The following is a 12,886-nucleotide window of genomic DNA, read 5'->3' on the forward strand; positions in this document are numbered from 1 at the left end:
CCTAAACCTGTTCCTCTCCGAAGCGGAGCAGATCCAATCCATAGATGAAGCAGAGAATGTAGCGCATACATCCTCTGCTTTTTCTTTTGCCCAAAATGATATTGACCATGTGCTGCGTTTGGGCGGCAATACAGACCGCCAGAGAGAGCGTGTGGTTGCAGCATTTGAAAAGCTGAAAACCACCGCTGAGATTGCCGAGATACTGAAAACGCTGTACCACGGCGGCAATGGCCTTGGCAGCGTGAGCGCATGGTATGCCGAGGATGGTATCCATCTTTCCCACGGGAAGTCTGTCCGTTATGACAGGTCTGCCCAGGTCATTTCCTGGGAGAGTGCCGCAGAGCGCATCGGGGAACTTTTGGAAAGTGGCCAGTTTGCCTCCAATGTGGAGCTTGCAGAAGCGGCAGGCTATGAACGCTCCCTCCTTGCAGAAAAACTTTGGCATCTGTACCACGATTTCAGCGATAAAGCCAGAGATTCCGGGTATCTGTCCTGTCTGTCCGGTATTCAGAGAACCGGGTTCCCGGAAGAAACTGCATGGCTTGCCGAGCAGCTGAGTGACCCGGCTTTCCGCCAAACCCTAAAGGAAGAATACGCTGCCTTCTGGACTGACTATCAGCAGGACCGTGACCTGTTGCGCTTTCATTACCATAGGCCAAGGGAAATCTGGGAGAACCTGAAGGACCTTGACCTGCCCCGCAGGACCTTTTCTTCGGACCTTTCCCAAGTGCCAACCGTCCAGCATTTCATTACCGAGGATGAGATCGACGCCGCCATGACCGGCGGCAGCAGTTTTGCCGGAGGAAAAGGCCGTATCTATGCGTTCTTCATGGAAAACCATACGGATAAGGAAAAAGTGAGATTCCTTAAAGACGAGTATGGCATTGGCGGACGCTCTCATGCCCTGTCCGGCGCAACACACAGCGGCGAAGATCACGATGGGAAAGGACTGCACTATAAAAAGCAGGACTGCCCGGATGTTCACTTGAACTGGGAAAAGGTTGCCAAGCGCATTACCTCACTTGTCCAGAAAGACCGCTATCTTACCGAACAGGAACAGGCGCAGTATGACAAGATCCAGTCTGAAAAGGAACTGGCCGAAGAAGATGCCATTCAAACACAGCAGCCGGAGGTGGAGAAAGAAACGCCAAAGCCTATCCTTCGGGAGCAGTTTGAGCAGTATAAGCCTGTGGTGACTGCCGCTATTTCCGAGGATGCCGCATACCGCAATGCCTGCGGGCATTCTGACCGTGAAAATGCTGTCATCGAGGGCAATGCCGCTGTGCGCCGTGCGATTCTTGGCTCTAAGGATATGGAGCTGATCCGACTCTATTCGGATGTGCCGGAGTTCCGCCAGCGTTTGCACCGGGAAGTGATCGACGAAACCTATCCAAAGCTCCATGAGCGTCTGCGCCCTCTTTCTCAGGAGGATATTGACAAAGCTCTCTGTGTTTGGAACGGCAATATCGAGAGTAAACACGCTGTCGTCCGCTATATGAAAGACCATGCAAGAGAGAAGGATACCGCTGCATGGCTGGCTCAGGAATACGGTGGCGGCAACAGCCCGTTCGTTGTCCGTGCCGGAAGCCCGGAGGAAACACAGCTGCCCTGGCCGAAGGTACAGCGCAGGCTTGCCCAGCTTATTCAGGAGGACCGATTCTATACCGAAGAAGAACAGGATCGTTTTGACAATATCGACCCTATCGCCATCCGGGAAGCCCTGGAGGAAAGAGGGATCGTCAACGGACAGGTGGCAGATCCGGAAAAACTGGACAATGATCCGTTTATCCAGCAGGTGATGTCGGATGCCGAGCAGATCGCAGCTGCCGAGACAGAACAGACTTCCGAGGTTTCCATTTCCGATGAGGAATATGATGCAGTTCGCAGCCCAACTCCGCAAAGAACCTCCTATGACCCTGCCGCTCCGGTCTATGCCGTGGGCGATACCGTGTATATCGAGGATGACGCCTATCAGATCACTGAGCTGCGGGAGGACACCGTACAGCTTCTGCCCACCGGGATGGTATATCCCATCTACCGGACAGAGCGCAAAGAACAGTTCGAGCAGCTGCTTCGGGCAGACCGCCGCAATGCTTACTATACCGAGTTTCTTCCTACTGACCCGGACAAGGCAGATCAGGACTTGCGGGATGTATTGGTCCATGGACTCATGGATGAAGCGGATAAACAGCAGCTTTCCACGCTGCTGCAATCCGGCAGGAGCAACAGCGAGATCGCCTACTGGTTGAGCAGAGCCTATTCCGGTGAGATCGAGACACTGAATCTGGAGACCGGCGATATTGCCGATTACCGTACCACGGCACAGGGCATGGAGCTGGAAGTCATGGATGCAGAGGAAAAGCGTCTGGCTATGCTGTATTTCCGCTGGGATGAGGTTGCGCCTTTGTTGCGCGGGATGTATACCCGTCAGCTGGATGGCTTTGGACAAGAACAGCCCCAACCGTCTGCCGAACCCCCAGCCTTTCATTCCGAGACCGTGGCCGTCTATCCGGGCGATAAGAACCATCTGCCTTATGATGTGGTGGTGGAACGGCTGCATATCGAGGAGCCAGAGCCGCCAGCCCCTGCAACAGAGCCGGAGAAAACCTTTGAGGAAGTGCTGGATGAACACCCGGTTTCCATTCAGGTCAACGGCCAGTGGCAGACCTTCCCCAATGCCAAAGCTGCCGAGGAAGCCTCCTATGAGGAATACAAGGCTAACCTGCGCCGCAATGCACAGAACTTCCGTATCACTGATGAGCATTTGGGTGAAGGCGGTCCAAAAGCCAAGTTCCAGGCAAATATCAATGCCATTCGTTTGCTGAAAGAGCTGGAAGTTGCCGGACAGCAGGCAAGCCCCGAACAACAGGAGATTCTTTCCCGTTATGTGGGCTGGGGCGGTCTTTCAGATGCCTTTGACCCGGAAAAACCGGCATGGGTTTCCGAGTATGCCCAGCTGAAAGAGCTGCTGACCCCGGAGGAATATGCCGCCGCCAGAAGCTCCACCCTCAATGCCCATTACACCAGCCCTACGGTTATCCAGGCAATCTATGAAGCGGTGGGGCGCATGGGCTTTGAGACCGGAAATATTTTGGAGCCATCTATGGGTGTGGGCAATTTCTTCGGTATGCTGCCGGAGGAAATGCGAAACAGCCGTTTGTACGGTGTGGAGCTTGACCCGGTTTCCGGGCGTATCGCAAAGCAGCTCTATCCCAAGGCGGACATCACAGTAGGCGGCTTTGAGACCACTGACAGGCGGGACTTCTTTGACCTTGCCATCGGCAATGTGCCTTTTGGTCAGTATCAGGTCAATGACAAAGCCTACAACAAGCTGAATTTCAACATTCATAATTACTTTTTCGCCAAAGCACTGGATCAGGTGCGTCCCGGCGGTGTGGTAGCTTTTGTGACCTCCCGCTATACCATGGATGCCAAGGATTCCACCGTGCGCCGCTATCTTGCCCAGCGTGCCGAGCTGCTGGGAGCGATCCGTCTGCCTAATGACGCGTTCAAAAAGAATGCCGGTGCCGAGGTTGTATCGGACATTATCTTTCTCCAAAAGCGGGACCGTCCGCTGGACATTGCACCAGAGTGGACGCAGACCGGCATTATCAGGGTTCCCGCAAAGTCGCAAGACTTTGTGGGAGAAGGAGGAGCGACGGAGCAAGCGAGCTTTTCGCCGCAAGGCGGAAACGAGCAGGCGCAGTCCGCGACGACGCAGGATGGGTTTGCCATCAACCGGTATTTTATCGACCACCCGGAAATGGTGCTGGGCAGACAGGAGCCGGTAAGCACTGCTCATGGTATGGATTACACCGTGAACCCTATCGAGGGACTGGAGCTTTCCGACCAGCTGCATGATGCTGTGAAGTACATTCATGGCACTTATCAGGAGGCAGAGCTGCCGGAGCTGGGCGAAGGCGAAGCTATTGACACCTCCATTTCTGCCGACCCCAATGTGAAGAACTATTCCTATGCCATTGTAGACGGACAGGTGTACTACCGGGAAAACAGCCGCATGGTGCGCCCTGACCTCAACGCCACCGCCGAAGCCCGCGTGAAAGGTCTTGTGGGACTGCGTGATTGTGTGCAGGAACTGATCGACCTTCAGATGGATGCAGCGGTTCCAGACAGCACCATTACCCAAAAACAGGCGGAACTGAACCGGCTCTATGACAGCTTTTCTGCCAAATACGGTCTCATCAATGACCGTGCAAACCGCCTGGCCTATGCAGACGATTCTTCCTATTACCTGCTCTGTGCGCTGGAAGTTATTGACGAGGACGGAAAGCTGGAGCGCAAGGCGGATATGTTCACCAAACGGACCATCAAGCCCCATCAGGCAGTGGCTGCTGTGGATACGGCAAGCGAAGCACTGGCGGTGTCCATCTCGGAAAAAGCCTGCGTAGATATGGGCTATATGAGCCAGCTTAGCGGAAAAACAAAAGAAGAACTGGAGGGAGAACTGCAAGGTGTGATCTTCCGTGTACCGGGACAGCTGGAACAGGACGGATCGCCCCATTATGTGACTGCTGATGAATACCTTTCCGGCAATGTACGCCGCAAACTGCGTCAGGCACAGAGGGCGGCACAGCAGGACCCGGTTTATGCAGTCAATGTGGAAGCCCTTACCGCCGCCCAGCCCAAAGACCTGAATGCGTCGGAGATCGAGGTGCGTCTGGGCGCTACCTGGATTGACAAGGAGTACATCCAGCAGTTTATGTACGAGACCTTCAACACCCCGGTTTATCTCCAGCGCAGCATTGAGGTCAACTATTCCTCCTTTACTGCTGAATGGCAGATCAAGGGGAAATCTTCTGTATCCTACAACGATGTGGCAGCCTACACCACCTACGGAACCAGCCGTGCCAATGCCTACAAGATTTTGGAGGATAGCCTGAACCTGCGGGATGTCCGTATCTATGACACCATAGAGGACGCAGACGGAAAAGAGCGCCGCGTGCTGAATGCCAAGGAGACCACTCTGGCTGCCCAAAAACAGCAGGCTATCCGGGAAGCCTTTAGGGACTGGATCTGGAGAGACCCGGAGCGCCGCCAGACTTTGGTGCGCCAGTATAACGAAGAAATGAACTCTACCCGTCCCCGCGAGTATGATGGCAGCCATATCACTTTTGGCGGCATGAACCCGGCCATTACCCTGCGGGAACACCAAAAAAGCGCTATCGCCCATGTGCTGTATGGCGGAAATACCCTGCTGGCACATGAAGTAGGCGCGGGCAAAACCTTTGAGATGGTGGCCGCTGCGATGGAAGCCAAACGCCTGGGCTTGTGCCAGAAATCTCTCTTTGTGGTTCCCAACCACCTGACTGAGCAGTGGGCATCGGAGTTTCTGCGCCTCTATCCTTCTGCCAACATCTTAGTCACAACCAAAAAGGACTTTGAGACCCATAACCGCAAGAAGTTCTGCGCCCGTATTGCGACCGGTGACTACGACGCCATCATCATGGGACACAGTCAGTTTGAGCGTATCCCCATCAGCCGGGAGCGTCAGGAAAGGCTTCTCTATGAGCAGATCGACGAGATCACCGAGGGTATCGCAGAGGTGCAGGCCAGCGGCGGTGAGCGTTTTACCGTCAAGCAGCTGGAGCGTACCAGAAAGTCGCTGGAAGCCAGACTGGAAAAGCTGCAAGCCGAGGGGCGAAAAGACGATGTGGTAACTTTTGAGCAGCTGGGTGTAGACCGGTTGTTCGTAGACGAGGCCCACAACTACAAGAACCTGTTTTTATACACAAAAATGCGGAATGTGGCTGGTCTTTCCACATCGGACGCGCAGAAATCCTCCGATATGTTTGCCAAGTGCCGCTATATGGATGAGATCACTGGAAACCGTGGCGTGATCTTTGCCACCGGCACACCGGTCAGCAACTCCATGACCGAGCTTTACACCATGCAGCGTTATCTTCAATATGAACGCCTGCAAGAGCTGAACATGACCCACTTCGACTGCTGGGCTTCCCGATTTGGGGAGACCGTCACAGCATTGGAGCTGGCACCGGAGGGAACCGGCTACCGGGCAAGAACAAGATTCAGCAAGTTCTTTAACTTGCCTGAGCTGATGAACCTGTTCAAAGAAGTGGCGGACATCAAGACCGCCGACCAACTGAATCTGCCTACCCCGGAGGTGGAATACCACAATGTTGTGGCGCAGCCCACCGAACATCAGCAGGAAATGGTCAAGGCCCTTTCGGAGCGCGCATCGCTGGTACACAGCGGAACCGTTGATCCGTCCCAGGACAATATGCTCAAAATTACCTCGGATGGCCGCAAGCTGGGGCTGGACCAGAGGATCGTCAACCAGATGCTGCCGGATGAACCTGGCACAAAGGTCAATCAGTGTGTGGAGAACATCATGCAGATCTGGCGGGATGGCGAAGCTGACAAGCTGACCCAGCTGGTGTTCTGTGATATTTCTACCCCGCAGGCAAAAGCTCCTGCAAGCAAGGCGGCGAAAACGCTGGATAATCCACTGCTTCACGCACTGGAAGGCGCTGTACCTCTGCCGGAGCAGGAACCGGCCTTTACGGTGTATGACGATATTCGTCAGAAGCTCATTGCCCAGGGGATGCCTGCCGACCAGATCGCTTTTATCCATGAAGCTAACACCGAAGTGCGGAAAAAGGAGCTGTTCTCTAAAGTCCGTACCGGTCAGGTGCGTGTGCTTATGGGCAGCACCGCCAAGATGGGCGCAGGCACCAATGTGCAGGACCGTCTGGTGGCACTTCATGACCTGGACTGTCCGTGGAGACCGGGAGACCTTGCCCAGAGAAAGGGCCGTATCGAGCGCCAAGGCAACCAGAATCCCCTTGTCCATGTGTACCGCTATGTGACCGAAGGAACCTTTGACGCATATCTCTGGCAGACGGTCGAGAATAAGCAGAAATTCATCAGCCAGATCATGACTTCTAAATCGCCGGTGCGCTCCTGCGATGATGTGGATGAAACCGCCCTCAGTTTTGCCGAGATCAAGGCTCTGTGCGCCGGAGACCCCCGTATCAAAGAGCGTATGGATTTGGATGTGGAAGTATCCCGCCTGAAGCTGATGAAAGCCGACCACCAGAGCAAGCAGTATCGTCTGGAGGACCAGCTGCTCAAATACTTCCCGGAGGAGATTGAAAAGCACAAGGGCTTTATCAAGGGCTTTGAATCTGATCTGGAGGTTTTGGCAGCTCACCCGCACCCGGAGGACGGCTTTGCCGGTATGGAGATCCGTGGAGATCTGCTGACCGATAAGGAGAACGCCGGTGCTGCCCTTTTGGATGCCTGCAAGGAGGTCAAAACCTCCGATCCGGTACAGATCGGCAGCTACCGGGGCTATGCCATGTCCGTGGAATTCTCCGCTTGGAAACAGGAATATACGCTCCTGTTGAAAGGCCAGATGACCCACCGGGCAACCCTTGGTACAGACCCTCGCGGAAATCTTACCCGTATCGACAATGCCCTCGCCCAGATGCCCCAGCGTCTGGAGGCGGCAAAGGCCCAGCTGGATAACCTCTATCAGCAGCAGGCTGCCGCAAAGGAGGAAGTTGGAAAGCCATTCCTTTATGAAGAAGAACTGAGAGGCAAAAACGCCCGTCTGGTGGAGCTGGATACCCTGCTCAACATCGACGGAAAGGGACAGGCACACACCGAATCCGCTGTTGCCAAAAGTACACGGCCTTCGGTGCTGGATCATCTGAAACGCCCGGTGCCACCCCGCAGTACTGACAAGAAACCAAAACAACATGAGGAGGTGCGATAACATGAATACCAACGATCTGAATACAGCTCTTTATGAAAAGATGGCCGCTGAGCAGGACAAATACAGGGACTGGCTGAAAAGCCAGCCCCCGGAAGAAATCCTGCACCACACTTATGAGTACACCATCCGTGAGGACATCGTGATGGCGATGGAGGAACTGGAGCTGACCGACGCCCAGGCCAAGGCGCTTTTGGAATCTCCTTCGCCGCTGGAAGATGTGTACCGTTATTTTGAAAAGCTGGAGACCGGCTATATGGATGTGATCCGGGACAGTATTGAGAACCGTGCCGACGATGTGTGCAGAGCTAAAGAGGAACTGCGAACAACACCGGTCTATCCCCACTCTGCCGCCTATGCGAGAGAACATGGGGAGCTGGAGCAGTACCGGGCTTCCAACAATGCAAATCTCCAATGCAAGGAGTCCATTGAAGCGGCGGTGCGGGAACACTTCGACGGAATGTATCTCAGTCACGATGCGGCAAAGGGTGTGATCGAGACCTATGGCATGGAGCGTGTGGCTATGGTTCTGGCTAACACCGTTCAGCTTCAGGACTGGGATGGGCGCTACTCCCGACGCAATAAGGAATGGGCTAAGACCATTCCCAACGAGAACCCCGAAACCGTCCGTTGTGGTTATGTCCTGAACAGCCACCCTGCTGTGCTGGATGGCTTTATTGATCTGGTGCGAGAAGAACAGCAGCGTAGCCGTACTCAGGGAGAAAAACTGCAACCGTCCCGCCCCTCAGTACGGGATAAGCTCAAACAGGAGCTGCCTGCCCATAAGCCTGCCGCCCCGAAGAAACGGGAGCCGGAGCGATAACTATGGCAAAGCGTAAGCGGGATATGCAATTAAACTTTAGAGTTTCAGCGGAGGAGCTTGCTGTGATTGAGCAAAAAATGTCTCAGTTTGGAACCTCCAACCGTGAAGCCTATCTAAGAAAAATGGCGCTGGATGGGTATGTAGTCAAGCTGGAGCTGCCGGAGCTGAAGGAGCTTGTTTCCCTGATGCGCCGAAGCAGCAACAACTTAAACCAGCTGACCCGTAAAGTGCATGAGACTGGGCGGGTTTATGATGCTGACTTGGAGGATATATCCCAGCGGCAGGAACAGTTATGGGAGGGCGTAGAGGAAATCCTTACTCAGCTTTCCAAACTTTTATAACAGGGATAGATACTCCATTTGCGGAGGGAGGAACGGCATTACTTCGCTGCTCCTCTCTCCGCTTTTTCTTTTTATCGGTATCCTTGTCTTTTGCCTGCCCATGCCGGATAATATGATTAGAAAAGATACCAAGAACGCTGCAAGGAGGAAATGACATGAAGATTTTGAAAGGGCTTTTGATGATTATAACTGCACCGGTCATTTTGGTGCTGACGCTTTTTGTCTGGCTCTGCACGGGACTGATCTACATATCCGGTCTGGTGCTTGGTCTGCTCAGCACTGTAATTGCTCTGCTTGGCGTGGCTGTGCTTATTACCTATTCCCCGCAGAATGGTGTGATTTTGCTGGTTATGGCATTTTTGATTAGCCCTATGGGGCTGCCGTTGGCTGCAATCTGGCTGATGGGTAAGGTGCAGAGTTTGAAATTTGCCATTCAGGATTGGGTTTATGGATAAAAAATACGCAAAGCCACAAAATGCCAAACACCGTCTGTTAAATTTGGAAAGAGAAACTATATATCCACAACTTTACTTTTGAACTAATATTGAATATAATATTAGTACGAAAGGAAGTGACATGATGGGACAATTTGAACAGCTGGATCAGATGCTAACAGCACAAGAAGGAATGCTGCGAACATCACAGGTCGTATCCTCTGGAATTTCAAAGCCGGTATTTTATGATTATGTGCGTTCACGAGATTTGGATAGAGTTGCACATGGGATTTATCTGTCCAAAGATTCCTGGGTGGATGCCATGTATCTGCTTCATTTGCGATTTGAACAAGCAGTATTTTCACATGAAACAGCTTTATTTTTTCACGATCTGACAGACCGTGAACCAATAGAATATACAGTTACGGTCAAAACTGGATGCAATCCAAGCAAAATGAAAGCAGAAGGCATTCAAGTTTTTACGATTAAAGCAGACTTACATGATGTAGGACTTACAACAGCGAAAACTCCGTTCGGGCATACTGTGCCGGTTTATGATATGGAGCGAACGATCTGTGATTTGCTCAGAAGCCGTAGCAGAATTGAAATTCAGACCTTTCAGGGAGCACTGAAAGCGTATGCCCGTAGAAAAGATAAGAACCTGCGAGCTTTAATGCAATATGCCGGGATGTTCAAGGTGGAAAAAATTTTACGACAGTATTTGGAGGTACTTTTATGATAAAAACAGCAAGGCAGCTTAAAGATTTAATACGAAACCTTTCCAGAGAAAAATCCGCAGATGCTCAGATTTTAATGAGGAACTACATGATGGAGCGTTTTTTGGAGCGTATTTCTCTTTCTGAGTATCGTGATAAGTTTATCTTAAAGGGTGGTATGTTGGTAGCGGCTATGGTTGGATTGGATGCCCGCTCTACGATGGATTTGGATGCAACCATAAAAGGAGCTAATGTTAATGTGGAGGATATTGAGAATCTAATTTCATCAATCGTAACTGTTCCGATTGATGATGGTGTTAAATTTCAGCTGAAAAGTATTTCGGAGATTATGGATGAAGCAGAGTATCCGGGGATTCGTGTCAGCATGAGTACAACATTCGATGGTGTAGTGACCCCTTTGAAAATTGATATTTCTACGGGAGATGCAATCACTCCAAGAGAGGTTCGGTATTCATTCAAACTTATGCTGGAAGATCGCTCCATTGATATTTGGGCTTATAATTTAGAAACTGTGCTGGCAGAAAAACTGGAAACCATTATTACCAGAACCACAACCAATACCCGCATGAGAGATTTCTACGATATTTACATTTTAGAACAGCTGCATGGAACCACGCTGAACCCGAAAATTTTACATGATGCGCTTCTGGCAACTGCTCATAAACGGGGATCGGAGAAGTATCTTAACCAGGCTGAAGAAGTTTTTGACGAAGTGGAAAATGATTCGGTTATGCAAAAACTTTGGGAGGCATACCGTAAAAAGTTTTCTTATGCTTCTGATTTGGAATGGGATGTGATTATGAAAGCAATTCGCAGGTTATATGTTCTTTGCGAGAAGGGCATCAGCTTATGAAAAAGCATGGACACTATTGTAAAGTTTGTGGTGAATACAAAGCCAACGAAAAATTTTCAGGCAAAGGTCATGCATCCCACATTTGTAAATCCTGTGCTTCGCTACCAGCAGAAAAGCAGGCTGAACTGATGACACTGAATCGTCTTTTGAATCTTCCATGGAGGCTATCGAAAGAGCAGTTGTCCTGGCTGAAAAATCGACTAAAGGATAGGCGGCCTGATGTCCGTGCATTGGCGCAAGAGCAATATGAAATGAGATTTCCACCAAGACACTTAGAAGATGATGAGTTCAATTTTTTCGATGAAGAAAGTTTTATAGAATAGTGAAAGCGGTCTGCTATGGCAGGCCGTTTTCTTTTCGGGAAGGAGGTCTGACCTATGGCAACCACGAGAATCATGCCGCTTCATGTCGGCAAGGGCCGCACAGAAAGTCGGGCGATCAGTGACATCATCGACTATGTGGCCAATCCCCAAAAAACAGATAACGGCAGGCTCATTACCGGCTATGCGTGTGACAGTCGGACTGCGGATGCAGAGTTCCTTCTGGCAAAGCGACAGTACCTTGCCGCGACCGGACGAGTGCGAGGTGCGGACGATGTGATTGCCTATCATGTGCGCCAGTCTTTCTGCCCCGGTGAGATCACTCCGGAAGAAGCCAACCGGCTGGGCGTAGAATTTGCCAAGCGCTTTACCAAGGGTAATCATGCCTTTGTGGTCTGCACTCACATAGACAAGTCGCACATTCACAATCACATTATCTGGTCATCGGTCAGCTTAGAATATGACCGGAAATTCCGAAACTTTTGGGGCAGCACCAAGGCAGTCCGACAGTTAAGTGACACCATCTGCGTCGAAAACGGACTGTCCATTGTGGAGAATCCGAAACCTCACGGAAAGAGCTATAACAAGTGGCTGGGCGATCAGGCAAAGCCCTCTCACCGAGAGCTGCTGCGTGTAGCGATTGACAACGCATTATCACAAAGTCCTACTGACTTTGAGGCGTTGCTGAAGCTGCTGCAAGAGTCCGGCTGTGAAGTATCAAAACGCGGGAAATCATATCGCTTGAAGCTCCCCGGTTGGGAGAAAGCCGCCCGTATGGACAGCCTGGGCGAAGGATATGGATTAGATGATTTGCAGGCGGTTCTCTCCGGGAAGAAAGCACATACCCCACGAAAGAAAGTGGTCGCACAGGCAGAGCCGCCGAAGGTCAATCTGCTGGTGGACATTCAGGCAAAATTGCAGGCAGGAAAAGGTGCTGGCTATGCGCGATGGGCTAAAGTTTTCAATCTGAAGCAAATGGCGCAGACCATGAACTACCTATCAGAGCATAACCTGCTGGAGTATGCGGTTTTGGAAGAAAAGGCTGCGGCCGCCACGGCACATCACAATGAGCTTTCGGCGCAAATTAAGGAGGCTGAAAAGCGTATGGCAGAGATCGCTGTTTTGCGTACTCACATCGTAAATTATGCCAAGACCCGTGAGGTCTATGTGGACTACCGCAAGGCCGGCTACTCTAAGAAATTCCGGGAGGAACATGAGGAAGAAATTCTGCTCCACCAGGCTGCTAAGAATGCCTTTGATGAGATGGGCGTCAAGAAGCTGCCCAAGGTCAAAGAGTTGCAGACGGAGTACGCGAAATTGCTGGAAGAAAAGAAAAAGACCTATGCCGAGTACCGGCGTTCCCGTGAAGAAATGCGGGAGCTTTTAACGGCAAAGGCTAATGTAGACCGAGTGCTGAAAATGGAGGTAGAACAGGATGTTGAAAAAGAAAAAGACCACGGCCAGCGGTAAGCTGGTCCTGGTCAAAAGCGTTCGCAGAACGCGCAGCCACAGAATGAAATTCTGTGTTCAAAGGGGCTTGGGGGCGCTGCCCTCAACAAGCAGCTTGTGGCGAAATGGATAGCCACAAGCATTGCTTGCCACAATATGCTACGCATAAAATA

The 12,886-nt window shown here is 51.6% G+C and carries 8 protein-coding genes; all 8 read left to right on the top strand.

Features of this window, described 5'->3' with window-relative positions; all coding sequences use genetic code 11:
* The first annotated feature begins 40 nt into the window (after nt 1–40).
* The 8 genes from DWY93_RS17310 (at nt 41) to DWY93_RS12080 (ending at nt 12,734) form a co-directional block, all read left to right on the top strand.
* A complete protein-coding gene (locus DWY93_RS17310; RefSeq protein ID WP_347466134.1) occupies nt 41–7,759 on the top strand; it encodes an SNF2-related protein in 7,719 nt (2,572 codons plus the stop codon).
* A gap of 1 nt (nt 7,760) precedes the next feature.
* Entirely contained in the window at nt 7,761–8,579 is an 819-nt protein-coding gene (locus DWY93_RS12050) for a DUF3849 domain-containing protein (RefSeq protein WP_039864661.1), read from the top strand.
* Between the two features lie 2 nt (nt 8,580–8,581).
* Nucleotides 8,582–8,920, top strand: coding sequence for a plasmid mobilization relaxosome protein MobC (mobC, locus tag DWY93_RS12055; protein WP_006773030.1), 339 nt, complete (start codon nt 8,582–8,584; stop codon nt 8,918–8,920).
* A gap of 155 nt (nt 8,921–9,075) precedes the next feature.
* Nucleotides 9,076–9,375: a CD1845 family protein gene (locus tag DWY93_RS12060; RefSeq protein ID WP_008816745.1), complete on the top strand. Its 300-nt coding sequence runs from the start codon at nt 9,076–9,078 to the stop codon at nt 9,373–9,375.
* Between the two features lie 121 nt (nt 9,376–9,496).
* Nucleotides 9,497–10,093, top strand: a complete 597-nt coding sequence (locus DWY93_RS12065; protein WP_002595843.1) for a type IV toxin-antitoxin system AbiEi family antitoxin domain-containing protein — start codon at nt 9,497–9,499, stop codon at nt 10,091–10,093.
* Nucleotides 10,090–10,944 carry a nucleotidyl transferase AbiEii/AbiGii toxin family protein gene (locus DWY93_RS12070; RefSeq protein WP_002595844.1) on the top strand — a complete coding sequence of 285 codons (855 nt, stop codon included), beginning with the start codon at nt 10,090–10,092 and terminating at the stop codon, nt 10,942–10,944. The genes DWY93_RS12065 and DWY93_RS12070 overlap by 4 nt, the downstream gene beginning before the upstream one ends.
* Nucleotides 10,941–11,267, top strand: a complete 327-nt coding sequence (locus DWY93_RS12075; protein ID WP_006773027.1) for a hypothetical protein — start codon at nt 10,941–10,943, stop codon at nt 11,265–11,267. The genes DWY93_RS12070 and DWY93_RS12075 overlap by 4 nt, the downstream gene beginning before the upstream one ends.
* Before the next feature lie 54 nt (nt 11,268–11,321).
* Nucleotides 11,322–12,734 (top strand): relaxase/mobilization nuclease domain-containing protein, encoded by a 1,413-nt coding sequence (locus DWY93_RS12080; RefSeq protein WP_117472349.1) that lies wholly within the window; start codon nt 11,322–11,324, stop codon nt 12,732–12,734.
* Nucleotides 12,735–12,886 lie beyond the last annotated feature (152 nt).

It is taken from the genome of Clostridium sp. AF28-12, assembly GCF_003435225.1.
GTDB lineage: Bacteria > Bacillota > Clostridia > Lachnospirales > Lachnospiraceae > Pilosibacter > Pilosibacter fragilis.